This is a genomic window from Cupriavidus sp. 01L45, from assembly GCF_056399885.1.
Map to the genome: position 1 here is coordinate 112548 of NZ_JBFTSG010000015.1, position 26689 is coordinate 139236.

26 protein-coding genes are annotated in these 26689 nt (G+C 65.2%); 12 read left to right on the forward strand and 14 right to left on the reverse strand.

The annotated features are described in order from the left end of the window. Positions 1–103: 103 nt before the first annotated feature. From AC1DT6_RS12760 to AC1DT6_RS12790, 7 genes are all read right to left on the reverse strand, one after another. The gene (locus tag AC1DT6_RS12760) at positions 104–1642 is read right to left on the reverse strand and encodes a 2-isopropylmalate synthase (RefSeq protein WP_441630159.1); all 1539 of its coding nucleotides are present in this window, start codon (positions 1640–1642) and stop codon (positions 104–106) included. 370 nt (positions 1643–2012) lie between these two features. Then, positions 2013–2504 (reverse strand): peptidoglycan-binding protein LysM, encoded by a 492-nt coding sequence (gene lysM / locus AC1DT6_RS12765; RefSeq protein ID WP_441630161.1) that lies wholly within the window; start codon positions 2502–2504, stop codon positions 2013–2015. 162 nt (positions 2505–2666) lie between these two features. Continuing rightward, on the reverse strand, positions 2667–3569 hold the full coding sequence (gene pssA, locus AC1DT6_RS12770) for a CDP-diacylglycerol--serine O-phosphatidyltransferase (protein WP_477102672.1): 903 nt from the start codon (positions 3567–3569) through the stop codon (positions 2667–2669). Positions 3570–3611: 42 nt separating this feature from the next. Next, complete coding sequence (locus tag AC1DT6_RS12775; RefSeq protein WP_035868739.1) at positions 3612–4256, reverse strand: phosphatidylserine decarboxylase; 645 nt, start codon at positions 4254–4256, stop codon at positions 3612–3614. 156 nt (positions 4257–4412) lie between these two features. After that, positions 4413–5429 (reverse strand): ketol-acid reductoisomerase, encoded by a 1017-nt coding sequence (ilvC, locus tag AC1DT6_RS12780; protein ID WP_043344720.1) that lies wholly within the window; start codon positions 5427–5429, stop codon positions 4413–4415. Between the two features lie 97 nt (positions 5430–5526). Further along, entirely contained in the window at positions 5527–6018 is a 492-nt protein-coding gene (gene ilvN, locus AC1DT6_RS12785) for an acetolactate synthase small subunit (protein ID WP_035868746.1), read from the reverse strand. Then, positions 6018–7778, reverse strand: coding sequence for an acetolactate synthase 3 catalytic subunit (locus AC1DT6_RS12790; RefSeq protein ID WP_035868748.1), 1761 nt, complete (start codon positions 7776–7778; stop codon positions 6018–6020). Before AC1DT6_RS12790 ends, ilvN begins: the two co-directional genes overlap by 1 nt. A gap of 375 nt (positions 7779–8153) precedes the next feature. Between AC1DT6_RS12790 and AC1DT6_RS12795 the strand changes: the two genes are divergently transcribed. The 10 genes from AC1DT6_RS12795 (at position 8154) to AC1DT6_RS12840 (ending at position 15975) form a co-directional block, all read left to right on the forward strand. Further along, positions 8154–8720, forward strand: a complete 567-nt coding sequence (locus tag AC1DT6_RS12795; RefSeq protein WP_035868751.1) for an RNA polymerase sigma factor — start codon at positions 8154–8156, stop codon at positions 8718–8720. Then, positions 8717–9151 carry a DUF3619 family protein gene (locus AC1DT6_RS12800; protein WP_441630167.1) on the forward strand — a complete coding sequence of 145 codons (435 nt, stop codon included), beginning with the start codon at positions 8717–8719 and terminating at the stop codon, positions 9149–9151. The genes AC1DT6_RS12795 and AC1DT6_RS12800 overlap by 4 nt, the downstream gene beginning before the upstream one ends. 1 nt (position 9152) lies before the next feature. After that, on the forward strand, positions 9153–9905 hold the full coding sequence (locus AC1DT6_RS12805) for a DUF3106 domain-containing protein (protein WP_441630169.1): 753 nt from the start codon (positions 9153–9155) through the stop codon (positions 9903–9905). 276 nt (positions 9906–10181) lie between these two features. After that, positions 10182–10748, forward strand: a complete 567-nt coding sequence (locus tag AC1DT6_RS12810) for an RDD family protein (RefSeq protein ID WP_045238162.1) — start codon at positions 10182–10184, stop codon at positions 10746–10748. Continuing rightward, positions 10745–11722, forward strand: a complete 978-nt coding sequence (locus tag AC1DT6_RS12815; RefSeq protein WP_477102673.1) for an esterase/lipase family protein — start codon at positions 10745–10747, stop codon at positions 11720–11722. The genes AC1DT6_RS12810 and AC1DT6_RS12815 overlap by 4 nt, the downstream gene beginning before the upstream one ends. A 335-nt stretch (positions 11723–12057) precedes the next feature. Continuing rightward, positions 12058–12948, forward strand: coding sequence for a UDP-2,3-diacylglucosamine diphosphatase (locus tag AC1DT6_RS12820; protein ID WP_441628176.1), 891 nt, complete (start codon positions 12058–12060; stop codon positions 12946–12948). An 87-nt stretch (positions 12949–13035) separates the two neighbouring features. Further along, positions 13036–14181 (forward strand): glycosyltransferase family 4 protein, encoded by a 1146-nt coding sequence (locus AC1DT6_RS12825; protein ID WP_441628042.1) that lies wholly within the window; start codon positions 13036–13038, stop codon positions 14179–14181. Then, on the forward strand, positions 14081–14581 hold the full coding sequence (locus AC1DT6_RS12830) for a diacylglycerol kinase (protein WP_477114717.1): 501 nt from the start codon (positions 14081–14083) through the stop codon (positions 14579–14581). Before AC1DT6_RS12825 ends, AC1DT6_RS12830 begins: the two co-directional genes overlap by 101 nt. Before the next feature lie 114 nt (positions 14582–14695). Next, entirely contained in the window at positions 14696–15394 is a 699-nt protein-coding gene (locus AC1DT6_RS12835) for a TetR/AcrR family transcriptional regulator (protein ID WP_477114718.1), read from the forward strand. Next, positions 15391–15975: an LOG family protein gene (locus AC1DT6_RS12840; RefSeq protein WP_441628048.1), complete on the forward strand. Its 585-nt coding sequence runs from the start codon at positions 15391–15393 to the stop codon at positions 15973–15975. The genes AC1DT6_RS12835 and AC1DT6_RS12840 overlap by 4 nt, the downstream gene beginning before the upstream one ends. Before the next feature lie 36 nt (positions 15976–16011). Here the strand turns inward: AC1DT6_RS12840 and AC1DT6_RS12845 are convergent, their stop codons facing one another. Further along, positions 16012–17043 (reverse strand): Bug family tripartite tricarboxylate transporter substrate binding protein, encoded by a 1032-nt coding sequence (locus tag AC1DT6_RS12845; protein ID WP_441628050.1) that lies wholly within the window; start codon positions 17041–17043, stop codon positions 16012–16014. A 162-nt stretch (positions 17044–17205) separates the two neighbouring features. Beyond that, positions 17206–18114: a LysR family transcriptional regulator gene (locus AC1DT6_RS12850; protein WP_441628178.1), complete on the reverse strand. Its 909-nt coding sequence runs from the start codon at positions 18112–18114 to the stop codon at positions 17206–17208. Between the two features lie 167 nt (positions 18115–18281). Between AC1DT6_RS12850 and AC1DT6_RS12855 the strand changes: the two genes are divergently transcribed. After that, positions 18282–19478 (forward strand): M20 aminoacylase family protein, encoded by a 1197-nt coding sequence (locus tag AC1DT6_RS12855; RefSeq protein ID WP_441628052.1) that lies wholly within the window; start codon positions 18282–18284, stop codon positions 19476–19478. 202 nt (positions 19479–19680) lie between these two features. On the opposite strand, the gene AC1DT6_RS12860 is transcribed toward AC1DT6_RS12855, so the two are convergent. The 5 genes from AC1DT6_RS12860 to AC1DT6_RS12880 all read right to left on the reverse strand — a co-directional run bounded on the left by AC1DT6_RS12860 (position 19681) and on the right by AC1DT6_RS12880 (position 25456). After that, positions 19681–20298 carry a DUF924 family protein gene (locus tag AC1DT6_RS12860; protein ID WP_441628054.1) on the reverse strand — a complete coding sequence of 206 codons (618 nt, stop codon included), beginning with the start codon at positions 20296–20298 and terminating at the stop codon, positions 19681–19683. Between the two features lie 39 nt (positions 20299–20337). Beyond that, positions 20338–20757 (reverse strand): group II truncated hemoglobin, encoded by a 420-nt coding sequence (locus tag AC1DT6_RS12865; RefSeq protein ID WP_441628056.1) that lies wholly within the window; start codon positions 20755–20757, stop codon positions 20338–20340. A 53-nt stretch (positions 20758–20810) separates the two neighbouring features. Then, positions 20811–23441 (reverse strand): ABC transporter permease, encoded by a 2631-nt coding sequence (locus AC1DT6_RS12870; RefSeq protein ID WP_477102674.1) that lies wholly within the window; start codon positions 23439–23441, stop codon positions 20811–20813. A 191-nt stretch (positions 23442–23632) separates the two neighbouring features. After that, on the reverse strand, positions 23633–24250 hold the full coding sequence (locus tag AC1DT6_RS12875; RefSeq protein ID WP_441628060.1) for a DUF4126 domain-containing protein: 618 nt from the start codon (positions 24248–24250) through the stop codon (positions 23633–23635). A 108-nt stretch (positions 24251–24358) separates the two neighbouring features. Then, the gene (locus tag AC1DT6_RS12880; RefSeq protein ID WP_441628062.1) at positions 24359–25456 is read right to left on the reverse strand and encodes a substrate-binding domain-containing protein; all 1098 of its coding nucleotides are present in this window, start codon (positions 25454–25456) and stop codon (positions 24359–24361) included. Positions 25457–25598: 142 nt separating this feature from the next. Between AC1DT6_RS12880 and AC1DT6_RS12885 the strand changes: the two genes are divergently transcribed. Beyond that, a complete protein-coding gene (locus tag AC1DT6_RS12885; protein WP_441628064.1) occupies positions 25599–26453 on the forward strand; it encodes an ABC transporter substrate-binding protein in 855 nt (284 codons plus the stop codon). Positions 26454–26689 lie beyond the last annotated feature (236 nt).

A 26689-nucleotide genomic window follows, 5' to 3' on the forward strand; every position in this document is an offset into this window, starting at 1 on the left:
GTGCGCGGAACGCAAAACGCCCGCCGTCGTCCTCGTGGGAACGCGGCGGGCCGATTAAAGCCCCGCTGCCGCCTAGGCCGCGGGCTTACCGGTCAGATCGGGATCAGATCTGCGGGTTGATCTTCTGCACGGCCTTGTCGTGCAGCTTGTTCAAGGCAGCCAGGTAGGCCTTGGCCGAAGCGGCCACGATATCGGGATCGGTGCCCACGCCGTTGACGATGCGCCCACCCTTGGACAAGCGGACCGTTACCTCGCCCTGCGCCTGCGTGCCGGCGGTAATGGCATTGACGGAATACAGCACCAGTTCGGCGCCGCTGTTGACCTTGCCTTCAATCGCGTGCAGCGTGGCATCGACCGGACCGTTGCCCTCGCCTTCCCCGGTCAGCTCCTGGCCGTCCATATTGAACACCACGCGCGCATGCGGGCGCTCGCCGGTTTCGGAGTGCTGCGACAGGGAGATAAAGCGGAAGTGCTCGTTGACGTCGTGTGCCTCGTCGGAAACGATGGCCATGATGTCTTCGTCGAAGATCTCGGACTTCTGGTCGGCCAGTTCCTTGAAGCGAGTGAAAGCAGCGTTGACTTCGCTCTCGCTTTCCAGTTCGATGCCGAGTTCCTGCAGGCGCTGCTTGAAGGCGTTGCGGCCCGAGAGCTTGCCCAGCACGATCTTGTTGGCGGTCCAGCCCACATCTTCGGCGCGCATGATCTCGTAGGTATCGCGCGCCTTCAGCACCCCATCCTGGTGGATACCCGAAGCATGGGCGAACGCGTTGGCGCCGACCACGGCCTTGTTGGGCTGCACCACGAAGCCGGTGATCTGCGATACCAGCTTGGAGGCCGGCACGATCTGCGTGGTGTCCACACCGACGTCGAGGTCGAAGTAGTCGCGGCGCGTCTTCACCGCCATCACCACTTCTTCCAGGCTGGTATTGCCGGCGCGCTCGCCCAGGCCGTTGATGGTGCACTCGACCTGGCGCGCGCCGCCGAGTTTGACCGCTGCCAGCGAGTTGGCCACCGCCATGCCGAGGTCGTTATGGCAATGCACGGACCAGATGGCCTTGTCGGAATTGGGGATGCGCTCGCGCACCGAGCGGATCAGCCCCGCATAGCCCTCCGGCACGGCATAACCCACGGTATCCGGCAGGTTGATGGTGCTAGCGCCTTCACGAATCACGCCTTCAAGCACGCGGCACAGGAAATCCATGTCCGAACGGCTGCCGTCTTCGGGCGAAAACTCGATATCGTCGGTGAACTGGCGCGCAAAGCGTACCGCCAGGATGGCCTGTTCATAGACCTGGTCCGGCGTCATGCGCAGCTTCTTTTCCATATGCAGCGCCGAAGTGGCGATGAAGGTATGGATGCGGAAGGCGTTGGCCGGTTTCAGCGCCTCCGCCGCGCGCGCGATATCGCGGTCGTTGGCGCGGGCCAGCGAGCAGATGGTCGAATCCTTGACGACCTGCGCGATGGAGCGAATCGCTTCAAAGTCGCCGTTGGAGCTGGCCGCAAAGCCGGCTTCGATCACGTCGACCTTCAGGCGCTCCAGCTGCCGCGCGATGCGGATCTTTTCCTCGCGGGTCATGGAGGCGCCTGGCGACTGTTCGCCGTCGCGCAAGGTGGTGTCGAAAATAATGAGTTTGTCGGACATGAGTGGGGCTCCTGGGCTTATCTTTGTATCTGGCGAATCAAGTTGCTGTCTCGGCATTCGCCGTCTTGTTTTGCTGTGCTGCTGTATTGGTGCTGAATGCAAAACGCCCCGGCGTGCAGTGATGCAGGCCGGGGCGTTTTATGAATCCTGTGTGACTTGGCGCGAGGGTCTTGGCTTCCCTCAGCGCAAACGCGTCCCGACCTGATGACCTAGTAGGCCACCTAGAATGGTGCGGGCGAGTAGGGCTTGGCGCGAAATCATGTCAGCGACTATAGCCGAGATGCCGGGCGTGTGCAATATGATCGCGTGAATCGGGGTGATCGCCGGGAAGAAAGGCCCCAGGGGCGCCCTGCCCCTGGGATGCCAGGCGTCAGGCCTTGGGCGGGATGCGCAGCTTCTGGCCGGGATAGATCTTGTCCGGATGCGACAACATGGGCTGGTTGGCCTCGAAAATGGTGGTGTATAGCGCACCGTTGCCATAGGCCGTCTGGGAAATCGCCCACAAAGTGTCGCCCTTGACCACCGTATGCCATGTCGACTCGATCGAGTCGACATTGACCGACATCTTGTCCTCGACCTTCTCCACACCCTGGACATTGCCGCAGCACAGGACGATCTTCTCGCGGGTCGCCTGATCCGGCGCCACGCCGAACACCGTCACCAGCGCCTGTGCACCGTCAACCTGCACCATCAACCCGGTGGCATCCAGGTTCATCTGCTTGATGTAGCCCTCGATGGCATCGCCAGCCGCGCGGTTGGCCGCGTCGACGTCCGCCGACGGTGCATCGGCCGGCGCGGCCTTGGCTGCGCTGCCGCCGAACAGTTTCTCTCCTGCTTCCTTGATGAAGTCGAGCATGCCCATGAGAACCTCCAGTTGGTCAGTGATAAGTGGACAACAGTGGATACAGCAAACCACGGCAAACCGCACCGCTAGCCTGCGCCCCGGCCTTGCGGGCCAGACAGCGCAGAGTTCTGGAAAACAAAAAGTAAAAAGGCGCCGTAGCGCCTCTTTACTGACCTGCCGTCAGGAACGTTCATTCCCGCCGTCCCGCGCCGTCCGGATGCCTGCCGGCTTGCCATGCAACGCATGCCAGCCCCATAGCAGGTAACCGGAAATGGCGTATGCCACGAACAGCCCGAACAACGCCACCGGCGGATCCGTCGAGACCACAACAAACAGCACCAACACCAGCACCATCATGCCGAAGGGCACGCGGTAGCGAACATCGAGCGCCTTGCCGCTGTAGAACGGCGCGTTGGAGACCATCGAAAGCCCGGCATACAGCGTGATGCCGAATGCCACCCACGGCATCCACAGTTCCTTCACCGGCAGCTTGTTGTCGATCACCAGCCAGACAAAGCCGGCCACCAGCGCCGCCGCCGCCGGGCTGGGCAGCCCCTGAAAGAAGCGCTTGTCGACCACGCCGATGTTGGCGTTGAAACGTGCCAGCCGCAGTGCCGCGCACGTGCAGTAGACAAACGCGGCGATCCATCCCCACTTGCCCAGGTCGTGCAGGATCCACTCGTACATCACCAGCGCCGGCGCAACCCCGAATGAGGTCATGTCCGACAACGAGTCATATTGCTCGCCGAACGCGCTCTGCGTGTTGGTGATGCGCGCCACGCGGCCGTCCATGCCATCCAGCACCATGGCGGCGAAGATGGCGATGGCCGCGCTGTCGAAGCGCATGTTCATGGCCTGCACGATGGCGAAGAACCCGGCGAACAGCGCCGCCGTGGTGAACGCGTTGGGCAACAGGTAGATACCGCGCCGGCGCGGGCGCACATACTCGATATCGTGATCGTCGCCGGCTTCGTCGTCGAAGTCGTCGGGTTCGTTGCCGCGCAGCTGATTGTGGCGGAAAGGACGCAAGTTCGTCACGTTGCCATTGCTAACGCGCTTGTTGCGTCGGTTGAAAGCACCCATGCCTGTTCTCCAGTGGGTCCGGTGTATTCCGGCCTGGCCGGATTAATCCAGTTCGGCCAGGATGGTCGACGAGGCCGACACTTTTTCGCCAATGGTGACGCGCGGGCGTGCATCCACCGGCAGGTAGACGTCGACGCGCGAGCCAAAGCGGATGAACCCGTAGCGCTGGCCACGCGAAAGCGTTTCGCCAACCCGGGTGTAGCAGAGGATTCGGCGGGCCACCAGGCCAGCCACCTGTACCAGCGTCACCACCTTGCCGTCAGCGGCACGGCGGATGACCACAGCGTTGCGTTCGTTCTCCAGCGAGGCCTTGTCGAGGTCGGCGTTGACGAACTTGCCGGGGAAATACTCGACCTTCTCTACCTTGCCATCCACGGAGACGCGGTTGGAGTGTACGTTGAACACGTTCATGAAGACACTGATCTTCAGGGCCTCCCGTCCTGCGTAGGGATCCATGGTCTTCTCGACCACCACGATACGGCCGTCGGCGGGAGCCAGGACTGCGTTCGGCTGGGCCGGGATGGGCCGCGGCGGATCGCGGAAAAACTGCAGCACGAACAGCGTAATGATCCACAGCGGCAAGGCCCACCAGAAGCCAGCGCTGACCTGCACCAGCAGCGAGATGACAAAGGCGCCGGCCAGGAACGGCCAGCCTTCACGGGCGATCAGCGGATGAGGATAGTTCATGCAGTGCTTGGATAGAGGAATAAAGTCTGACAAGGATAACAAAAAGCCGTTCAGTCCCCGCCCGAATAACCCCTCGAAGCGGGGATATTGCGCGGAATACTGAACGGCTGCGGCCCGCGCCGTCAGTAGCGGCGGGCCGTCGGGCTGCAATACAGCTTAGTTCTTCGACTGGTCGACCAGCTTGTTCTTTGCGATCCAGGGCATCATGGCGCGCAGCTTGGCACCCACTTCCTCGATCTGGTGCTCGGCCGTCAGGCGGCGGCGCGAGATCAGGGTCGGGGCGCCGGCCTTGTTTTCCAGCAGGAAGCTCTTGGCGTATTCGCCGGTCTGGATGTCGGTCAGGCATTGCTTCATGGCCTTCTTGGTCTCCTCGGTCACGACGCGCGGGCCGGTGACGTATTCGCCGTATTCGGCGTTGTTGGAGATCGAGTAGTTCATGTTGGCGATGCCGCCTTCATAGATCAGGTCGACGATCAGCTTGAGTTCGTGCAGGCACTCGAAGTAAGCCATTTCCGGCGCGTAGCCGGCTTCCACCAGCGTCTCGAAGCCAGCCTTGATCAACTCCACCGTACCGCCGCACAGCACGGCCTGTTCGCCGAACAGGTCGGTTTCGGTTTCTTCGCGGAAGTTGGTTTCGATGATGCCGGCGCGGCCGCCGCCGTTGGCGGTAGCGTACGACAGGGCGATGTCACGGGCGGCGCCGGACTTGTCCTGGTGCACGGCGATCAGGTGGGGCACGCCGCCGCCTTGGGCGTAGGTCGAGCGCACGGTGTGGCCCGGGGCCTTCGGCGCGATCATGATCACGTCGAGGTCGGCGCGCGGGATCACGGCACCGTAGTGCACGTTGAAGCCGTGGGCGAAGGCCAGCGCTGCGCCTTGCTTGATGTTGTCATGCACTTCGTTCTTGTACACGTCGGCGATCTGCTCGTCCGGCAGCAGGATCATGACAACGTCGGCGTCCTTGACGGCGTCGGCCACTTCCTTGACTTGCAGGCCAGCGTTGACGGCCTTGTTCCACGATGCGCCGCTCTTGCGCAGGCCGACCGTCACCTTGACGCCGGAGTCGTTCAGGTTCTGCGCGTGGGCGTGGCCTTGCGAGCCGTAGCCGATGATGGTGACGTTCTTGCCCTTGATCAGGGAGAGGTCGGCGTCCTTGTCGTAAAACACTTTCATGATAATTCCTTCGATCTTTCGTTTTCGTGTGTCGGGTTGGCGGCTACCGCCCGGCTAGTGCCGGCACCGGCGCCGCCGCTGGATACTGCAATCGGGTTCAGACCTTCAGGATGCGCTCGCCGCGGCCAATGCCCGAGCCGCCGGTACGGACGGTCTCGAGGATGGCGGCGCGGTCGATGGCGTCGAGGAAGGCATCCAGCTTGCCGCCGTTGCCGGTCAGCTCGATGGTGTAGGTCTTCTCGGTAACGTCGATGATGCGGCCGCGGAAGATGTCGGCGGTGCGCTTCATTTCCTCGCGCTCCTTGCCCACCGCGCGCACCTTGACGAGCATCAGCTCGCGCTCGATGTGCGCGCCTTCGGTCAGGTCCACCACCTTGACCACTTCCACCAGGCGGTTCAGGTGCTTGGTGATCTGCTCGATCACGTCGTCCGAACCACTGGTGACGATGGTCATGCGCGACAGCGAAGCGTCTTCGGTGGGTGCCACCGTCAACGTCTCGATGTTGTAGCCGCGCGCCGAGAACAGGCCAACCACGCGCGACAGCGCGCCGGGTTCATTTTCCAGCAGGACCGAAATAATATGTCGCATTACAGGTCCTCCGCGCCAAGCAGCATTTCGGAGATACCCTTGCCGGCCTGCACCATCGGCCACACGTTTTCAGTCGGGTCGGTCTGGAAATCAAGGAACACGGTACGGTCTTTCAGGCGGAACGCTTCGCGCAGGGCGGGCTCGACATCGGCCGTCTTTTCGATGCGCATGCCGATATGGCCATAGGCCTCGGCCAGCTTGACGAAGTCGGGCAGCGCATCCATGTAGGAGTGYGAGTAGCGGTTGTCGTACTCGATTTCCTGCCACTGGCGCACCATGCCGAGATAGCGGTTGTTGAGCGCGCAGATCTTCACCGGGGTGTCGTACTGCAGGCAGGTCGACAGTTCCTGGATGTTCATCTGGATCGAGCCTTCGCCGGTGATGGTCACCACTTCCTTCTCGGGGAAGGCTTTCTTGATGCCCATCGCGTACGGCAGGCCCACGCCCATCGTGCCCAGGCCGCCGGAATTGATCCAGCGGCGCGGCTCGTTGAACTTGTAGAACTGCGCGGCCCACATCTGGTGCTGGCCCACGTCCGAGCAGACAAAGGCGTCGCCGTGGGTCAGTTCCCAGATCTTTTCCACCACGTACTGCGGCTTGATGATCTCGGATTCGCGGTCGTACTTGAGGCAGTCCACCGAACGCCACTGCTCGATCTGCTCCCACCACTTGGCCAGGGCCTCGCGCTTGGGCTTCACGTCGCTGGCCTGCAGCTGCGCGATCAGTTCCTGCAGCACATCCTTGACGTGGCCCACGATGGGAATGTCGACCTTGACCCGCTTCGAGATGGAAGACGGATCGATGTCGATATGGATGATCTTGCGCGGCTGCGAGGTGAAGTGAGCCGGATTGCCGATCACGCGGTCGTCGAAACGGGCGCCGATGGCAATCAGCACGTCGCAGTTCTGCATGGCCATATTGGCTTCATACGTGCCGTGCATGCCGAGCATGCCGACGAACTGCTTGCTGGTGCCAGGGAACGAGCCGAGACCCATCAGCGTGTTGGTGACCGGATGGCCGGTCAGCGCGGCAAGCTGGCGCAGCTCCTCGCTGGCGTTGGCCAGCACCACCCCGCCGCCTGCGTAGATGAACGGACGTTCGGCGCCCTGCAACAGCGCGAGCGCCTTGCGGATCTGGCCCGAATGGCCCTTGTTCACCGGGCTGTACGAGCGCATGTCGATCGACTTGGGGTACTCGTACTTGCAGGAATTGCGGGAAACGTCCTTGGGAATATCGACGACAACCGGGCCAGGACGGCCGGTCGCGGCGATATAGAACGCCTTCTTGATGGTCGAAGCGAGATCGCGGACGTCCTTGACCAGGAAGTTGTGCTTGACGATGGGGCGGGTGATGCCGACCGTGTCGCATTCCTGGAAAGCATCCTGCCCGATGGCGTGCGTCGGCACATTGCCGGTGATGATCACCATCGGGATCGAGTCCAGGTAGGCCGTGGCAATGCCCGTCACCGCATTGGTGACGCCGGGACCGGAGGTCACCAGGGCGCAGCCCACCTTGCCGGTCGCACGCGCATAGCCGTCTGCGGCATGAACCGCGGCCTGCTCGTGGCGCACCAGGATGTGCTCGATCTTCTTTTGCTTGTAGAACTCGTCGTAGATATACAGCACTGCGCCGCCGGGGTAGCCCCAGACGTACTCGACGCCTTCTTCGGCAAGTGCGTGAACGAGAATTTCCGCCCCGATCATTTCGGGTGCGGCAGATGAATTGCTGTCTGCGTGGAATTCCGCGCTGGGCATGTTCATTTCAGTCCTTTGCAATTTTCGGCAAAAAATTGTTCGGATGCTCTCTGCCGGGCTTGTGGCACGGGTTCAAGCGGTGCGCGTCTGCATGGAAGACCGCCTCATAAGCGGCCGGATGAGACAACCACTGATGTCGTGTGAACCAGCGATGATACTGTATTGGATCAGGCTGGTCTACGGGCTTTTTTCATCCCGGGGGCTTCGCGCAAGATTCGGGAACGCGCTACCCACTACCTACCCCGCGCCTGAATGACCACAAGAGAGAACAAGGATGGTCACAGGGGGGGTTATTTGCTAGCATCCCACCATTTTGGACGTGCAAGAAGCCGTTTCCTGCACATCCGTCGGCCAAGGCCCCACCGTCTGTACCCCGCCTGCATGGCTACCGATCAGGAACTATCCGACTTTCTCGCCAGCGTCGAGCGGCGCGCCTTCAAGCAGGCCGTGTTTGCGGTGCGCGACGACGAAGCCGCCCTGGACATTGTCCAGGACGCGATGATCAAGCTCGCCGAAAAATATGGCGACAAGAACGCCGCGGAACTCGCGCCGCTGTTCCAGCGCATACTGCAAAACACCATCCACGACTGGTTCCGCCGCCAGAAAGTGCGCAATACCTGGGTCACGCTGTTCTCCAACCTGCGCGACGACCGCGAAGGCGAGGATAATGACCTGCTCGACACTTTCGAGGCCGAGATCGGCACCGAATCCGCCGAGAGCAGCGCCGACAAGGTCGAGCGCGCCCAGACCATGCACATCATCGAACAGGAGATCCAGCGCTTGCCGGCACGTCAACGCGAAGCCTTCCTGATGCGTTACTGGGAGGATATGGACGTCGCGGAAACGGCTGCTGTCATGGGATGCTCCGAAGGCAGCGTCAAGACGCACTGTTCCCGTGCCACGCACACACTGGCGCAGGCATTGCGAGCGCGGGGGGTCCGACTATGAGCACGAGAAACGAAAAAGAAATCAACGAACGCCGCCTGGCACACGAGATTCGCACGGCACTGGATGCCTCGGCGAATACGCTGCCCGACAATGTGACCGACCGGCTCGCCGCCGCGCGGCGGATAGCGCTGTCCCGCAAGAAGGCGCAGGCCGCCGTTGCCGCGCCGCAACTGGCCACGGCCGGGATGCACATGGTCTCCTTCGACGAGGATGACTCGCCGCTGCATCGCGCAGGCGCATGGCTGCGCCGCCTCGGACTGGTGTGGACGCTGGTGGCCCTGGCCGCCGGACTGATCGGCATTTACCACTGGCAGCAGCAGCAGCGCGTCGATGAGCTCGCGGATGTGGATGCCGCCATGCTGCTCGACGATCTCCCGCCCACAGCCTATGCCGACCAAGGCTTCCACGTGTTCCTGAAGCGCGGCCAGTAACATGACCAGCGCCCACCTCAACCCCGACGCACCGCGCCGGCGGCTGGCAGCCTTGCTGCTGGCCGGGATGGCTGCCGCCGTCACTTTGTACCTGGGGCCGCTTACGTGCCACGCACAGGGTGGCCGCGCGCCCGCTGCCGCCGCCGTCGCAAACGCCCATCCGGCCTGGGAGGAACTCAACCCCGTGCAGCAGCGCGTTCTGGAGCCGCTGGCCGGGGAGTGGAACACCTTCCCCGAGTTGAACAGGCGGAAATGGCTGCAGATCGCAGAGCGCTATCCAAAGTTTTCGCCCGCCGAACAGGCACGCCTGCAGACGCGCATGACCGAATGGGTCAAGATGACACCCCAGCAACGCCGCCTGGCCCGCGAAAACTACCAGATCACGCGTTCGGTGCCGGCCCAGAAGAAGGCCGAAGCCTGGGACAAGTACCAGCAGTTGCCGGAAGAGCAGAAGAAGAACCTGGCGGCGGCCGAGAAGGTGCCGCGCCGTCCGGGCGCAGTCAGCGCACTGCCTTCGGGCAAGCGGCTGCCCGCCGAGACCACGCGGCAATTGCACCTGGAAAAGAAGGCGCCGGCCGGCGCCACCTCGAACGCCAGGCGCACGCCGGCACCCAAAGCCGCCCCACCGGCGCCTGAGCCCCAATCCACCCCGACGGCGGTCGCCGCGGCCCCGGCGACGGACACCCCGCGCGAGGCCGCCACCGAAGCCGCCGCCAGCAGTGCCGCCAGCCCCGACGAGCCGGTGCGCCGCTGAGAACCTGCGGTAGCGCTGCCCGTACTGCCATACCCTGACGATCCCGGCTTTTGGCATAATGCCGCTTGTGCTGCCCCAGCCGCGCTTGTTTCCAGCCTGGCGGCCCTGCTTCGCCGCCCGGCTCGCCGTGGACGCCGCTGCCGCGAATGACTTGGGAGTCATGGGATCCCCCCGGATCCCATCATCCGGCAGCCTTATTTACCAGGCGGCGCGCTGCCCGCTCAGGCATCACCGCCGAGCCGGCGCCGGACCCCGCCGTTTTCCCGTCTGATCGCCATGCCTGCCGTCACCACGCCCAAGTCCAACGCCAAGCCGGCTGCATCCGCCGCGCCAGCCAGCCCCGTGGGGCCGGGCCAGGCGCCGACGATCCGCCGCCGCATCGCCTGCATGCTGTACGAGGGCGTGTTGCTGTTCGGCGTGCTGAGCGCCTCTACCGGGCTCTACCTGCTGGCGCGCCCTGGGCTGCAGCAACTGGGCCTGGATGGCCGCTTCACCATGCAATGCTGGAGCTTCCTGGTGCTGGGCTGCTATTTCGTCTGGTTCTGGCAGCGCAACGGCCAGACCCTGGCCATGCAGACCTGGCGCATGCGCGTGGAGACGGCCGCGGGAACGCCCCCGCGCTGGCCGCAGGCGGCGCTGCGCTACCTGCTGGCATGGCTGTGGCTGCCACCTTCGGCGGCGGCCGGCCACTTCCTCGGCCTCGTCAAGGGCCCCTTCATCGGCGTGCTGTGCGCCGGACTGCTGCTCTGGATCCTGCTGGCCTGGCTGGACCCCAGGCGGCAGTTCCTGCACGACCGCCTCGCCCGCACCCGCCTGACCGACCTGCGCCCGCCCAAGCCATGAACCTGTCGGCCGCCGCCTTGCGCCGCACCGCGGTGGCATTGCAGGCCGCCGCAGCACTGGGCTGCGCCACCGCACTCCATGACTGGTATGACTGGTCCCTTGCCCCAGCCCTGCTGGCCGGCATCGGCGTGGTGCTGGCGGTGCTGGGGCTGGCCGTCGCCGGCGCCTTTGCCATTTCCCTGCGCGGCATCGGCGAGCCCGCCGAGACCCGCCCGCCGCTCCCGCACGCCTTGCTGGACACCCGGCCGTCGCCGTTGACGCTGCCGCGGGCGCTGGCCTGCTACTTGCGCGAATACGCCGCTGTGTTCCGCATGTTCAACTGGCTGCAGCCATTCTGTTCGCACCGGCGCCTGCGCCCGGCCAATGCGCCGAGTTCGCGTCCGCCGCTGCTGCTGGTGCACGGCTACGGCTGCAACCACGCGGTCTGGCTCGATATGCAGCCCGCCCTTGCGGAGGCCGGCTATCACTGCGAGGCGATCGACCTGGACCCGGTCTTCGGCGACATCGATCACTATGCCCTCGAAGTAAGCGCCGCCATGGCACGCATCGCCGCCACCACCGGCCAGCCTCCGCTGCTGCTCTGCCACAGCATGGGCGGCCTGGCCGCGCGTGCCGCGCTGGCCGGCAGGGGGGCGCCGCCGCCGTGCCGCGGCATCGTCACGCTGGGCACCCCGCACCACGGCTGCGCGCTGGCCCGCTACGGCGGCGGTTTCAACGCGCGCCAGATGCGCTGCGGCAGCGCCTGGCTGCGCGCGCTGGCGGCGCGGGAAACGCCCCGCCAGCGCGCCGCGCTGGTGTCGATCTTCAGCTGGCACGACTCCATCGCGGGCCCGGCCGGCACATCCTGGCTGGAAGGCGCCCATCACGTTCCCCTGGCCGCCATCGGCCATGTCAGCCTGTTGCGGCACCCGCAGGCCACGCAGGCCGTGTTGCGCGCGCTTGCGCAGTTGTCGGCGGTGGCGCCGGCGGCCTGAGCCGCCGGCGGACGTTGCCGGGTTTCGATTTCGGCACTGTTGGCCTTTGCAGCCAAGGGCTGTCGCCGTTTCTTGTACGGCGCTGGTTTTTTGAAGCCCAAGCCCGGCACGCAGCGTCCCTCATCGCGCATGGCATCCTCGCAACGGTCATATGACGTTCATGTTTCCGTCACTGCTCCGTCACGCGCTGCTGGCCCAATGCAGCCATCGTCGCTACCGGGGCCACCATGGTTCAAGCTCTTCGTTCTGCCTGCGGACGTCTGGCCAAGGCCATGTATCTGCTGGGCAGCCGCACCGCCGAGTCTCAATCCCTGCCCGCCGCGCTGGCCGCATTCATGCCACCGGGCAGTACCTTGCAGCAACGGCCTCCCGCGCGTACCGCCACCTCTCCCGCCCCCGCCGCCCCGCCGGACACCACAGTCCAAACCCCGCACCCTTCCCACCCGATCCGCCATTACCGTGCCATCTGGCTGTCGGACATCCATCTCGGCACGCCCGGCTGCCAGGCCGACTACCTGCTCGACTTCCTCAAGCACAATGAATCGGACCAGCTCTACCTGGTCGGCGACATCATCGACGGCTGGCAATTGCGCCGCGGCTGGTACTGGCCGCAAAGCCACAACGACGTGGTGCAGAAGCTGCTGCGCAAGGCGCGCAAGGGCACCGAGGTGATCTACGTGCCAGGCAACCACGATGAGGTGGCGCGCCAGTTCGACGGCCTCGCCTTCGGCGACATCACGGTGCGCGAAGACGCCATCCACGTCACCGCCGCCGGCCGCAGGCTGTGGGTGGTGCATGGCGACCTGTTCGATGGCGTGGTGCAGCACGCGCGCTGGCTGGCCTACCTGGGCGACTCGCTCTACACGCTGATCCTGGCCATCAATCGCCACTTCAACCGCATCCGTGCCCGTCTCGGCTTCCCGTACTGGTCGCTGTCGCAATACCTGAAGCACCAGGTCAAGAACGCGGTGAATTACATCAACTCGTTCGAGCAGGCGATGGTGGACGAAGCGCGCCGGCGCGGTTGCGACGGCGTGGTGTGTGGCCATATCCACAAGGCCGAGATCCGCGAGGTGGACGGCCAGCTCTACTGCAACGACGGCGACTGGGTGGAGAGCCTGTCCGCCCTGGTGGAAACCCAGGACGGCGAGCTGCAGATCGTCTACTGGACCACCCTGCTCGATGCACCGGCCACGGCCAGCCGCCGCGCCACCGCCACGGCCTGACGCGGCTCGATGCGCTCGCCAATCAACTTGATCGCCCTGGCGCCGCCGGGGCCCGTCACCCACGCGGCCCGGCCGCAAGGAGCACGCATGAAGATCCTGATCGTCACCGATGCCTGGGAGCCGCAGGTCAATGGCGTGGTGCGCACACTCAAGTCCACCCGCCGCGAGCTGATCGCGATGGGACACACGGTGGAACTGATCACCCCGCAGGAATTCCGCACCATTCCTTGCCCGACCTATCCCGAGATCGCGCTGTCCCTTTTTGCCGGCGCCAAGGTCAGGGAGCGTATCCGGTCCTTCGCGCCGGACGCCCTGCACATTGCCACCGAGGGACCACTGGGGCTGGCGGCGCGCCGCCATGCGATCCGTGAGCGGCTGCCCTTCACCACGGCATACCACACGCGCTTCCCCGAGTACGTGCAGGCGCGCTTCGGCATCCCGCTGGCGTGGACTTATCGCTTCCTGCGCTGGTTCCACGGCCCGGCGCGCGCGGTGATGGCACCGACACCCGTGGTGTTGCAGGACCTGCGCAGATTCGGCATCACGCACGGCGTACTGTGGACCCGCGGCGTCGACCTGGATGTGTTCACCGCGCAGCAGGTCAACGTGCTCAACACGGCGCACCCGATCTTTCTCTATGTGGGCCGCGTCGCCGTGGAAAAAAACGTCGAGGCCTTTCTCGCGCTGGACCTGCCGGGCTCCAAGTGGGTGGTCGGCGACGGGCCGGCACTGGCGTCGCTACGTGCGCGCTATCCGGGTGCCAGCTACCTCGGGGTGCTGAGCCAGCAGGAACTGGCCAAGGTGTATGCTTCAGCCGACGTCTTCGTATTCCCCAGCCGCACCGATACGTTCGGGCTGGTCTTGCTCGAAGCGCTGGCCAGCGGCCTGCCGGTGGCCGCCTATCCGGTGACCGGGCCGATCGATGTGCTTGGCGACAGCGGCGCCGGGGTGATGCACGAAGACTTGCGCGAAGCTTGCCTGGAGGCGCTGCGCATCGACCGTGCCACCGCCCGCGCCCATGCCGAGCGGTTCTCGTGGCGTGCCGCCTCCGAGCAGTTCCTGACTCACCTGCAGCCACTGCCGGCCGTGCGCGCGGCGCTGAACGGCAACGCCGCACGTACCACTTCCGAACATGCCGACTCCGCATCGCCCGCCGTCCGACCCGCACCGCCCGCCAGCGCCCCAGACCTCGGCGCCAGCCCAGGACTCGCCGAACAACGACTACACGATTGAGCAGAATCCCCACAAAGGCAATCGCGGCCTGGCACGGGCCTGGCATGCCGGCATCAATTCGCTGTCCGGCCTGCGCTATGCGGTGCTGGAAGAGAGCGCATTCCGCCAGGAACTGACGCTGGTGGCCATCCTGACTCCCTGCGCCCTGCTGCTGCCAGTCGGCATTGTCGAGCGCATCCTGCTGCTGGGCACCTTGCTGCTCGTGCTCATTGTGGAGTTGCTCAACTCCAGCGTGGAAGCCGCGGTCGATCGCATCTCGCTGGAGCGCCACAGCCTGTCCAAGCGCGCCAAGGACTTCGGCAGCGCCGCGGTGATGCTGGCGCTGGTGCTGTGCGGCGGCACCTGGCTCGCCATTGCCGGACCGATCGTGGTGGACTGGCTGCGGGCGCTGGCAGYCTGAGGGTGGGCGATTCGGACGCCAGACAGGGCGTCCGTGGACGATACGGCATTGCGGCAAACGGTGATTGCTTATAATCGCCTTCAACTTACCGAATTGCCGCTCGCCCGGTCGCCCATGGAACCCAAACAGCAAACCGGCCCCCGCCGCACCCGGGACCGCATCCTAGACGTCTCCCTCCGCCTGTTCAACGAACTTGGCGAGCCCAACGTCACGACCACGACCATCGCGGAAGCCATGGAGATCAGCCCCGGCAATCTCTACTATCACTTCCGCAACAAGGACGACATCATCAACTCCATCTTCGTGCTGTTCGAGCAGGAGATGGAGCGCCGCCTCAAGATGCCCAACGACCGCAAGGCCACGCTGGACGAGAGCTGGGGCTACCTGCAGTACATGGCGGAGTTCATGTGGACTTACCGCTTCCTCTACCGCGACATCAACGACCTGCTGGCGCGCAACCGCATGCTTGAGACCAACTTCAAGCGCATCGTCGAGCAGAAAAAGCGCTTTGCGATGGAGATCTGCCGGCAGTTCCAGGAAGACGGCGAGATGGAAGCCAYGCCCGAGCAGGTCGATGCCATCTGTACCAATATGGTAGTGGTAGCCACTTACTGGCTGTCATTCCAGTTCGTCCAGCATCCGCGCCAGTACAACGATCCCGAACAGATTCGCGGCTACCTGCACGGCGCGAGTTATCACATCTTCTCGATCCTCGCCCCTTACCTGCGCGGCAAGGCCCGCCAGGCGTTCGACGTGCTGGCCCAGGAATACGCCGCCGCCAAGGCGGCACAAACAGCAAAGGAGAAAAAGTGAAGTCCGTTTGTATCTATTGCGGCTCCAGCCCCGGCAACCGCCCCGAATACGCCGCCGCGGCGCGCAACATGGGCAAGCTCCTGGCCGAGCGTGGCCTGGCGCTGGTCTACGGCGGGGGCAAGGTCGGGCTGATGGGTATCGTGGCCGATGCCGTGCTGGCACACGGCGGCACCGCGATCGGCATCATTCCCGATGCGCTGATGCAAAAGGAAGTCGGCCACCGCGGCCTGACCGAGCTGCACGTGGTGCGCAACATGCACGAGCGCAAGCAGATGATGGCCGACCGCGCCGATGCCTTTATCGCCATGCCTGGCGGTGTCGGCACCTTCGAGGAACTGTTCGAGACCTTCACCTGGCTGCAGCTGGGCTATCACGCCAAGCCGGTGGGGCTGCTCAATGTGGCGGGCTTCTACGACAGCATGCTCGGCTTCATGCAACACGCCGTGGACGAAGGCTTCCTGAAGCAGGTCCACAATGACCTGCTGCATGTGGCGCCTACGCCCGAAGGCATCCTCGACAAGCTCGCCAACGCGCCGCGCTTGCTGGTGGACAAGTGGCAGGAGAAGCGCGAGGAGACCTGATGATGCTCCCGGCGGCCGGACTCCGGCCGCCGGGGACTACATCGGCTTGAGGCCAAGCGCATTCACCATGCCGCGATAGCGGCTCAGCTGCGCTGCCTGCCAAGCCTCGGCCTCCTGTTCACTGCCCGAGCGCATCACCGTGCGCCCTTCCGACTCCAGCCGGGCCCGCAGCTCCGGCTGGGCCAGCGCCTGGCCGATAGCCAGGCGCAGCTTGCGCACCACGTCGTCGGGCGTGCCTTTACGCACGTAATAGCCGCCACCGATCACGTACTCGAAATCCGACAGCAGCTTGCTGTCCCGCAGGGTCGGGATATGCCGCAACTGCGCGGGCAGCGTCTTGGAAAAACTGCTCACCACCTTGATCCGGCCCTGCTTGGCCATGGCATCCATGCTGACCTGATAGGGCAGCACCGCGAAGTCGACCTGGCCACCGGCCAGGTCCTGCAGCGCGGGCGCGGCGCCCTTGTAGGGCACGTGCAGGAATTTCGCGCCGGTGCGCTGGCCCATATATTCCGTCAGCACGTGGTAAAGCGAGCCAACGCCAACGCTGCCATACGTGAGCGGCTTGGCGCCCGGCTTGCGTGCCAATTCGACGAATTCATCCAGTGTCCTGGCCGGCAGGTCACCGCGCACCAGGAGCACGATGGTGGCCTCGGTGATGGGCTGCACCAGCCGGAAGTCCTCGGGCTTGTATTTGGCGGACGCGTTCAGCAGCGGCGTCAGGATGACTTCGTTGGCGGAGCCATGCAGCATGGCGTAGCCGTCCGGCGGGCTGTTCAGCACGCGCATGGCGCCCAGCACGCCGGTGCCGCCCGCCACATTCTCGACCAGTACCTGTTGGCCAAGCGCCCGGCTGATGGGTTCGCTGAAGATGCGCGCGGAAACGTCGCTCGCGCCGCCGGCAGGATATGGCACCACCAGGGATACCGGCTTGAGCGTGGGATAGGCAGGGCCCTCGGCGAGTGCCGGCAAGGCGATGCACGCCATGCCGAGCACGGCCGCCAGCCATCGCATCGCACCGCGCGCCCCTTGCCGGTTCCATCCGCTGCCGGGCATCAAGCTGTTCATCGTTCCCTCCATCTTTGTCTCTGGCTTTTTAGTTTTTGTGCACGGCGGCCCTAGCCAATCCGGCGCCGCCAGTCTAGCAATGGCATTCTGGCCGCAGCAATGACAAAGAGAGGGTGAAATCGTTGCACGCAACGCAACGATTCCCGAAGCACGCCGTCCGCATCAGACCTCCGGAAAGTCCTTCACCACATGGCGCAGCATATTGCTCGCCGCGGGCGAGAGATGGCGCCCGGCGCGCGTAATGATGTGGTTGCGGCTGTTGTTGAGGATGGGATTGGCCAGGGGCAACGAGACCAGTTGCTTGAACTGTGCGCCCTTGAGCGGCACCGAGCGCGGCGTCATGATAAAGCCAAGCCCGAGCGCAGCGAACTCCCACAGCACCTTGAAGGAATTGGTGACCAGCATCGGCTTGAGGCTGATGTGCTCGTCCAGCTCGGCGGCCTGGATATGCTTGCGCACGCCGAACGACTCCACCAGCGTGGCGCCGGCATGCGGGGCAAGGTCGGAAAGCTTCAGCGCCTTGCGCGACTTCGCCAGCGGATGGTCGCGGCGCACGTGCACCCGGATCGGCGAGGCGCGCGAGAAGTGCGAGCGCAGGCGCACGTCGTTGGGCGGCTGGAAAGCGAAGCCGATATGCGCTACGTCGTCCACGATGGCGCGCACGGTGTCATCGGTGCCCGCCACCTGCATGCCGTAGGTCACCTGGGGATATTTGCGCATGAAGCCCTGCAGCACCGGTTCCAGCAGCAGGTCAACAAAGCCCTCGCCAAACACCAGGTTCACATGCCCGCCGCGCGCGTTCTTCAGGTTATTCACCTCCGCCAGGAAGGTGTCCTGCAGGTCCTGCTGGCGCCGCGCAAAGAGCGCCATCATGTGCCCGGCATCGGTGGCGACCACGCCACGGCCACAGCGCTCCAGCAGCGTCAGGCCGGCATCCTTCTCCAGTTTGGCGACCGCGCGGCTCACAACCGACGGATCCAGTCCCAGCACCTCGGCCGCGCCGCGCACGCTGCCGGTCTCGATGATCTGCAGCAGGCACAGAGCGCGCCTGCGATCCAATACGTCTTCCAACATTCACTCCTCGCGGGCGGCTGGCGCCGCCTCTTTTGCACAGGCAAGTATCGTTGCATGCGGCACAACGTTCCGGGTATTCGATTGTCATGGTTCCAACGGTCGGCAAGACTGAGAATCGGCGTTTTCCCTCACTTTTCCCTCACTTTTGCCGGAGACGCCGCATCATGACCCTCACGCCCCCGACCCTGGCCCCGCTTTCGGGCCCACTACCTGAGGAACTGCTGGCCCGGATGCGGGCGTGGCGGCACGATATTCACACGCACCCCGAAACCGCGTTCACCGAGCACCGCACCTCGCGGCTGGCCGCGCAAGCGCTGGCGAACATGGGCCTGGAAGTGCATCAGGGGCTGGCCGGAACCGGCGTGGTCGGCACCTTGCGGCGCGGCACCGGCCCCACTATCGGCCTGCGCGCCGATCTTGACGCCCTCGATATGCATGAGCTTGGCGATGCGCCGCATCGCTCCGCAATCCACGGCAAGATGCATGGCTGCGGCCATGACGGCCATACGGCCATGCTGCTGGGCGCTGCGCACTACCTGTCGCAGGACGAGGGCTTCAGCGGCACCGTGCATTTCATCTTCCAGCCGGCGGAAGAAAACGAGGGGGGCGGGCGGGTCATGGTGGAGGCTGGCCTGTTCGAGCAGTTTCCCTGCGACGCGGTGTTCGCACTGCACAACTCGCCCAACCTGCCACTGGGGACGTTCTCCACGCGGACCGGGACGATGACGTCCAACTCCGATACCTTCGAGATCGCCATCGTCGGCAAAGGCTCCCACGCGGCACAGCCCGAGGCGGGTATCGATCCCATCGTGGTCTCGTCGCAACTGGTGGCGGCGCTACAGGCCATCGTCAGCCGCAATGTCAGCGCGGTGGATTCGCTGATCGTCAGCGTCACGCAGATCCACGGTGGCGACACCTGGAACGTGATTCCCGAGCAGGTAGTGCTGCGCGGCACCTGCCGCTCGTTCCGGGCGTCCACGCGCGCCAGGGCCGAGGCACGCATGCGCGCGGTCTGCGAAGGCATCGCCATGGCCTCGGGGGCGAAGATCGAACTGCGTTATTTCGCGGGCTATCCTGCCTGTGTGAACACGGAGCGGGAGATGGAGATGGCGGCCAGCGCGGCGCGCCGGGTGGTGGGTGCGCCGCGCGTCGATACGAACTGCCTGCCGCGCACGGGATCGGAAGATTTCGCCTATATGCTGGAGCAATGTCCGGGCGCGTATGTGTTCCTCGGCGCCGCGCGAGAGGGGGACAACCCGCCACTGCATAACCCGTACTACGATTTCAATGACGAGATCCTGCCGCTGGGCGCTGCGTACTGGATCGAGTTGGTGCGGCTGGTCTTGAAGCCGGGGCAGTAGCATCGTCCGGGTCCGCTCAGAACGATGCATCCGACTCCCATCGGAAAGATTGCTCTTGCCCGGCATGCGACAGCCGTGCCTGCGGGGCGTTTCGACGGAGAATTTTCGCGCCAATAATCAGATTTTTCCCAAGAAAAGTTAGTCGTCAATCTTTTATAAAAAAGGGGCTTTTGGCCAGCACAATGGCGTTGTACGGTCTCTATCAGAACGATGAGCCCGGCCCCCTCAGGAAAGCGCTCTCTTCCTCCGTATCCCGCCGCCCCAGCACTGCATTGCGATGCGGAAAGCGTCCGAAGCGCCCGATCACCGCACGGTGCCTGATCGCCCACTCGACCACGTCCACCCTGCCCTCGCTCTCCTCGCGCAGCGTTGTCATCAGCTGCACGGCGATGTCCTGGTCGGCAAGCGCTTCGGAGTGCTCGAACGGCATATAGCAGAACATGCGATGGAATGGCGTTGGCAGCAGGCGATCGGCGCCGCTCACCACCATCTGGCGGGCCGTCGCCAACGCCTGCGCGTCAGAGGCGAAGCTGCGCGGATCGCGGCGAAAGACGTTGCGCGGTACTTGGTCCAGCACCACGATGCGCGCGCAGGCACCCTCGGGAGTTTGCACCCAGCCGGCATGGGCGCCGGCGTGCGTCGCTTCCCACAGCGGCAGGAAGGCTGCGCGCATGGTGGCGTCGAAGTCATCGGACTTGGTGAACCACTGCGCGCGCGAACTGTTCCACTCTGGCGAGCCGGCCGCGCCAAACCAGAAATCAAGCACGCGCCCGGCGTCGGTGGGCAAGTCAGTGACAGCGTCGAGATTCGTATTGGTCATGGCGTATTGGCGGATAGCCCGATCGATGGCGCATTGCCGTCAACGCGGTACATTGCGCATCCAGTCGGCGGTACCGAAGAAGGCCTGCATCAGGCGCAGTTGCAAGTCTTCGGGCAGGCCCACGTCCTGCATGGCCAGCGCCATGCAGCGCATCCACTGGTCGCGCTCGCTGGTGCCGATCTCGAACGGCATATGGCGCGCGCGCAAGCGCGGGTGGCCAAAGCGCTCGATAAAGTGATTGGGGCCGCCCAGCCAGCCGCACAGGAACCAGAACAGCTTGTCCCGCGAGCCATCCAGGGAGGCGGGATGCATGGAACGGAGCCCCTTGAACTCGGCTTCGAGATCCATCAGGTCGTAGAAACGATCGACGAGTTCACGCACGCGCGCCTCGCCGCCGATCAGCGCATAGGCGGTGACTTCGGTGGCGGCGGATTCTTCAGGTTTGGATTCGGTACTCATAAGACACTCGGGAATTCTTGAGGCACGGGCTGCACGAGCGGYGCGGAAACCGCTCAGGCTTCGCGCAGCGTGGCCAGCGCAGGCTGCCGCAGCACCTCGCGCAAACCCAGCCAGCCGCCCGCGAAAGCGCACAGCATGCCAGAAAACACGCCGGCGGGCACGATCCAGCCATTGAAGCGGAACGGGAAATCGAATACGAACTGCGACAACCCCCAGCCCACGGCAATCGCGCCCAGGCTGGCCAGCAGGCCCGCCAGGCCACCCACCACCAGAAACTCGGCGTACTGGGTCTGCCGCACCATCGCCGCGGACGCGCCCAGCGCCTTGAGCAGCCCGGCATCGCGCTTGCGCTCGTCGCGCGCGCCGGACAGCGCCGCGTAGAGCACGGTGACACCGGCCGCCAGCGTGAATACAAACAGGAACTCCACTGCCGCGATAACTTGGTCGAGCACGTCCTGGATCTGGCGCAGGATCAGGTCGGTGTTGACCACCGTAATGTTCGGGAATGCCGCCACCAGCTGGTTGCCCAGCGCGGCCTGCCGGGCCGGCAGGTGGAAGGCGGTGATGTAGGTCTGCGGCATGCCCTGCATGGCGGCGGGCGGCAGGATGACAAAGAAGTTCACCCGCATCGAGCCCCAGTCCAGCTTACGCAGCGACGTCACCGGCGCCTCCACCGACTGCCCGGCCACATCGAAGCGCAAGGTATCACCCAGCCGGATCCCCAGCGTCTTGGCGATGCCCTCCTCCACCGAGGCCCCGGCCTTGCCGCCGCCGAGCCAGTTGCCCGCCACCACGCGGTTGCCAGCCGGCAGCGCGTCGGTATAGGACAGGTTGAACTCGCGCTCGACCAGGTTGCGGGCACGGCCATCCGGGAAGCGCTCGGCGCGCACCGGCTGGCCGGCGATATGCGTCAGGCGTCCGCGCACCATCGGGTACAGCAGGTCGTCGATGCCGGCGTGCTGCAGCATGCCGGTCAGGGGCGCGCGCTGGTCGGGCTGGATATTGATGATGAAACGGTTGGGCGCGTCCGCCGGCGTGGCGTTGCGCCATGAGGAGATCAGGTCGTTGCGCGTCATGCCAAGCAGCAGCAGCGCCATCAGGCCCACCGCCAGCGCGACCGTCTGCAGCACCGTGACGCCGCGGCGGCGCTCCAGCACCGCCAGCGCGAAGCGCCAGCCCACGCTGCCGCGCGCCAGGCGGCCGCCGCGCATCAGCCGGGCCAGCAAGATCAGCAAGCCAAGGGCCAGCAAGGCGAACACGGCGCCCGCGGCCACGAAGCCGCCGGCGGTGGTCAGCCCCAGCTTGAGATCGCGGGCGGCCACCAGCAGCAGCGCCACGAAGGCGCCAAGGCCCAGCCCGTAGGCGATCCAGGTCGACACAGGCGGCGCGCCGATGTCGCGTCGCAGGACACGCAGCGGCGGCACCCCGGTCAGCGCCAGCAGCGGCGGCAGCGCAAAGCCAGCCAGCAGGACGATGCCCGCCAGCAAGCCCACCACGGCCGGCAGGACCGAGGGCTGCGGCAACGTCACGGTAAGCAGGTTGCCCAGCGAGAGCAGCAGCCCGTAGTGCGCCAGGTAACCCAGCGCCACGCCGGCGGCCGCGCCGCCGATGCCCAGCAGCAGGAACTCCAGCCCGAAGGCCAGCAGGATCTCGCGGCGCGACAGGCCCATGCACTTGTAAACCGCGCAGGCGTCGGTATGGCGCTGCATATAGCGGCGCGCCGACATGGCGATCGCCACCGCCGCGATCATCGACGAGAGCACCGCCACCAGCGACAGGAAGCGTTCGGCACGATCCAGCGTGGCGCGCATTTGCGGCTGGCCGGATTCGAGCGACTCGACACGGGTGTTGCGCAGCGCGCGCTTGTCGATCTCGGCGACTGCCCACTGCTGATAGGCCTGCGCGGCGGCGTCGGGGCCGGCTACCAGCAGGCGGTATGTGACCCGGCTGCCCCAGCCGACCAGCCCGGTGGACTCCAGGTCCGACAGCGGCAGCATCACACGCGGCGCGAAGTTCATGAAGCCGGCACCGCGGTCCAGTTCCTGCGTGATGATGCGTTCGATGCGAAAACCGCGACTGCCCAACTGGATGGTGTCGCCCAAGGCCACGCCGAGCGAATCGAGCAAGGCCTCGTCCACCCAGACCGTGCCTGCCGCAGGAATGCCGGTGGCTGGCGCATCCGGCCCGCCACGCTCACCCGCCACCTTGACCTGCCCGCGCAGCGGGTAACCGGTGCCAACGGCCTTGAGCGCGGCCAGTTGCGAAGCGGCCTCCGCTGGCACCGCGCCGGCCGTGCCCTGCGCGGCTGCCTTGGCCGGCGCGCGCGCGCTCGCCATGCTGGGAAAGGTGACGGTCTGCGTCGTGACCAGGCCCGCCTGGGCGGCGTGGCCGGCGAAGACGGCATCGAACGGCTGGTCGGACACGATCAGCACATCGGAGGCGATCATCTGGCGCGCATCGCGCTCCAGCCCGAGCCGCATGCGGTCGGCCAGGAAGCCCACGCTGCTGAGCGCCGCGACGGCCAGCACCAGCGCGAAAAGCAACAGGTTCAGTTCGCCGGCGCGCCAGTCGCGCCGCGCCATGCGCAGCGCCTGGCGCCAGGGCGAGAAGCGCGCCGGGCTGGCGCCGGACGGCATGGCGGCGGCGATGGCGGGAACAGTCCGGGAAGCGGGTTCTGAAGACATGGATCAGTTATCTCTTGTCCGTGCACGAGCATCATGGCGGCCTGCCGGGCAGGCCGCGCGGGTATCGATGATATCGGGAGATATCGGCAAAACAGCAAGCGGCAAAACAGCAGGTCCGGGCGCCTCGCCATGCTGACGGCGGATGGCTGGCGGACACTCGCCAACCGGATCAGGGCCAGATTATGGCGGCACTAGTGCCTGGGCTGGCGCCCGGCCGGCGCAGTGGCCGGCGCACGCTTGGCCAGGGCATCGCGCAAGCGGCGCACGCCGCGCCACAGCTTGGGCAGCAGCCACACCGCCACCAGCAACAACAGCGCCAGCACCACCAGGAAGACCACCGGCAGGAAAAACGCCAGCAGCAATCCGCTGCTGGCGGCTACATCTTCGCTAAGTGAGGCAGCCCAGTTCGAAAACGGTTCCGGGGATACATTGATCAGCGCGCGCGTGCCGGCCTTGGCAGCGTGGGCGGTACCGGCCAGGGTGCCGCCCACCAGCCCGGCGGCGACCATCCACTGCGGATCAAGCTGTCCGAACGCCGCGGCGGCCAGGATCGCACCGGCGGGAATGCGGATAAAGGTCTGGATGGTGTCCCAGAAGGAATCGAAGCCGGGTACCTTGTCGGCCACGAATTCGGCCAGGGCCAGCACCGCGGCCAGCGCGATCACCCACCACGACTCAAGCGCCTGCAGGCCGGGTGGCAGGTGCAGCCAGCCGGCGCGGCCCAGCGCGCCGGCCGTGAAGACGGCCAGGTAGAGGCGAAATCCGCTGGTCCAGGACAAGCCCGCAGCCAACGCGGCCGTTTCTAGCATGGCACTCCTTGCAGGGTCAGGGCGGCCGGCATGTAGCCCCGCCCATGACTGCAGTTTAATACGCGGGCACGCAAGCGGCCGGAAACCGGCCCTGGCCCGGCACCGGCGTCAGCTGCCTTCCTTGCCGTCGGGGCCGTACCAGGGGAGTGCCTGCTGGGGCGTCAGGATGCCATCGGGCTCGGCCATGGTGTAGCCCGGCAAGGCCTCGATACGGCGCGCGAAGGCAGGATCCGCCATCCGCGCCAGCAGCGCGTGCGCCCAAGGCGCGATCTGGTCGTTCTTGCGCAGCGCCAGGTAGTACGCCTCGCGCGTCAGCGGCACGAAGGCCAGCCCATGGGCCTCGGCATTCATGCGCAGGCCGAACCCCACCTCGGCGCTGCCGGCATGCACCGCTTCAGCCACTTTTTCGTTGCTGAATTCGGGGGTTTCGTAACCGACGATCTGGTCCGGAAAGAGGCCGTGGGTGGCCAGCAACTGGTCGAACAGCATGCGCGTGCCCGAACTGCGCTGCCGGTTGACGAAGCGCGCCCGGGTACGGGCCAGGTCGCGCAGGTCGCGGATCTGGCGCGCCAGGCCGGGCGTCACGATCAGGCCCTGCTCGCGCCAGGCGAGCCGGATCAAGCGCACGGCAGCCGGACGCAGCCATTTGCGCAGCGTCACATGCGCCACCGAGCCGGCGGTCTGGATCGGCGAAACGTAGAAGCCGGCCACCTCGGACTGCCGCTCCTGCAGGCAGATCAGGCCCTCCACGCTGCCGCAGAACACAGTATCGAGCTGCAGGCCGCCCGGCTCGTCATGCAGCGCGTCCGCCAGGACCTCCATGGCGGGGTCGTGGCTGCCGGAAAAACGGATGCGGGTCTGCGGCTGGGCGGCATCGTCGAGATCCGCCAGGAAATCCACCATCGCCTTCTGCACGATCGGATCGATGGATTCACGCAGGCGCCCTTCCGCGCGCAGCAAACGCTCGCCGAACAGCGTCAGCGTGGCACCCCGGCCACGCTCCATGTCCAGCATGCTGCGCCCGAGCATCTCCTCCCACGACCGCATCACGCCCCAGGCATGCCGGTAGGACAGCCCGATCTCGCGTGCCGCGCGATGCAGGGAGCCGGTCTCGCGCACGGCCTTGAGCAGCTGGAACACCTTGCCGTTGGAGCGTGGATTGTCATCCACGGCCACTACCGGAAACAGATCAAAGCGGAATGTCATATGAAACGCTTTTCATATTTACTTTAGAGATGTGGCTCATCGACAATCGAATGCCTTGATTTCCACGGTATTCGCCGCATTCTCACCGATCCTGTGAGTTGGTGGCAATTCTGTTTCTAAAAACATAAGACACGGAGCGACCATGCCGGGCTCAACCATCTCTTGCCTTTTTCATCACATCTCTGGCCGTACCGCCGCTTCCCTGGGCTTGGTTTGCCTGGTCACGCTGAGCGGCGCCACTGGCGCGCTCGCCGGCGAACTCAAGCTGGCTACCACCACCAGCACCGAGAACTCGGGCCTGCTCAAATTCCTGCTGCCGAAGTTCGAGCAAAAGAGCGGCGTCACGGTGAAGGTGATCGCGGTGGGGTCGGGCAAGGCGATGAAGATGGGCGAGATGGGCGACGTCGATGTGCTGCTGGTGCACGCGCGCAAGATGGAAGACGAATTCATGGCCGCGGGCTACGGGGTTAATCGCCGCGACGTGATGTACAACGACTTCATCGTGGTTGGGCCTGCCGGCGACCCGGCCAGGCTGAAGGGCGAGAAAGACGTTATCGCGGGCTTCAAGAAGATTCCTGCGGCCGGCAGCAAGTTCATCTCGCGTGGCGATAATTCCGGCACCGACGTGATGGAGAAGGATTACTGGAAGCAGGCCGGCATCGAGCCCAAGGGGCAGCCGTGGTATGTGAGTGCGGGGCTCGGGATGGGGGAGGTGTTGACCATGGCGGCGCAGATGCCGGGATATACCCTGTCGGACCGGGCCACCTATGGCGCGTATCGCGCCAAGACGGGGCTGGCCATTTTGCTGGAGGGCGATCCGAAAATGTTCAACCCATATGGGGTGATTGCTGTTAATCCAGTTAAGCATCCGGGGACCAACTATGCGGATGCGATGAAGCTGGTGGAGTGGGTTACCTCCAAGGAGGGGCAGGATGCTATTGCGGCTTACAAGGTGGAGGGGGAGCAGTTGTTTTTTCCTAGTTACAAGGGGAAGTGACGGTGGGGGGGTTAGGAGGAACGCAACCGTTGGCTCTTTTTGCGGGATTGGGAATTGGTTTGGGCGGTGTTGGTTGTTGTACCCAACGGGCCTGTCAGGAATTTTGTGTTTAGGGCATAACATGTCGCTAAGGAGCATGTCATGCCACGTAAAACGAAGACCAGTCAGGCTGCCGACCGTGAGCTGCCGACCATTCCCGAGGAGCTGATTGCCCATTTCGTAAAGGGCCCCATGAC

Coding starts and splice junctions, on each gene's coding strand:
- AC1DT6_RS12760 (WP_441630159.1), bottom strand. CDS start 1,642: ATGTCCGACAAACTCATTATTTTCGACACCACCTTGCGCGACGGCGAA.
- lysM (WP_441630161.1), bottom strand. CDS start 2,504: ATGGGCATGCTCGACTTCATCAAGGAAGCAGGAGAGAAACTGTTCGGC.
- pssA (WP_477102672.1), bottom strand. CDS start 3,569: ATGGGTGCTTTCAACCGACGCAACAAGCGCGTTAGCAATGGCAACGTG.
- AC1DT6_RS12775 (WP_035868739.1), bottom strand. CDS start 4,256: ATGAACTATCCTCATCCGCTGATCGCCCGTGAAGGCTGGCCGTTCCTG.
- ilvC (WP_043344720.1), bottom strand. CDS start 5,429: ATGAAAGTGTTTTACGACAAGGACGCCGACCTCTCCCTGATCAAGGGC.
- ilvN (WP_035868746.1), bottom strand. CDS start 6,018: ATGCGACATATTATTTCGGTCCTGCTGGAAAATGAACCCGGCGCGCTG.
- AC1DT6_RS12795 (WP_035868751.1), top strand. CDS start 8,154: ATGGCTACCGATCAGGAACTATCCGACTTTCTCGCCAGCGTCGAGCGG.
- AC1DT6_RS12800 (WP_441630167.1), top strand. CDS start 8,717: ATGAGCACGAGAAACGAAAAAGAAATCAACGAACGCCGCCTGGCACAC.
- AC1DT6_RS12805 (WP_441630169.1), top strand. CDS start 9,153: ATGACCAGCGCCCACCTCAACCCCGACGCACCGCGCCGGCGGCTGGCA.
- AC1DT6_RS12810 (WP_045238162.1), top strand. CDS start 10,182: ATGCCTGCCGTCACCACGCCCAAGTCCAACGCCAAGCCGGCTGCATCC.
- AC1DT6_RS12815 (WP_477102673.1), top strand. CDS start 10,745: ATGAACCTGTCGGCCGCCGCCTTGCGCCGCACCGCGGTGGCATTGCAG.
- AC1DT6_RS12820 (WP_441628176.1), top strand. CDS start 12,058: ATGCCACCGGGCAGTACCTTGCAGCAACGGCCTCCCGCGCGTACCGCC.
- AC1DT6_RS12825 (WP_441628042.1), top strand. CDS start 13,036: ATGAAGATCCTGATCGTCACCGATGCCTGGGAGCCGCAGGTCAATGGC.
- AC1DT6_RS12845 (WP_441628050.1), bottom strand. CDS start 17,043: ATGAACAGCTTGATGCCCGGCAGCGGATGGAACCGGCAAGGGGCGCGC.
- AC1DT6_RS12855 (WP_441628052.1), top strand. CDS start 18,282: ATGACCCTCACGCCCCCGACCCTGGCCCCGCTTTCGGGCCCACTACCT.
- AC1DT6_RS12860 (WP_441628054.1), bottom strand. CDS start 20,298: ATGACCAATACGAATCTCGACGCTGTCACTGACTTGCCCACCGACGCC.
- AC1DT6_RS12865 (WP_441628056.1), bottom strand. CDS start 20,757: ATGAGTACCGAATCCAAACCTGAAGAATCCGCCGCCACCGAAGTCACC.
- AC1DT6_RS12870 (WP_477102674.1), bottom strand. CDS start 23,441: ATGTCTTCAGAACCCGCTTCCCGGACTGTTCCCGCCATCGCCGCCGCC.
- AC1DT6_RS12875 (WP_441628060.1), bottom strand. CDS start 24,250: ATGCTAGAAACGGCCGCGTTGGCTGCGGGCTTGTCCTGGACCAGCGGA.
- AC1DT6_RS12880 (WP_441628062.1), bottom strand. CDS start 25,456: ATGACATTCCGCTTTGATCTGTTTCCGGTAGTGGCCGTGGATGACAAT.
- AC1DT6_RS12885 (WP_441628064.1), top strand. CDS start 25,599: ATGCCGGGCTCAACCATCTCTTGCCTTTTTCATCACATCTCTGGCCGT.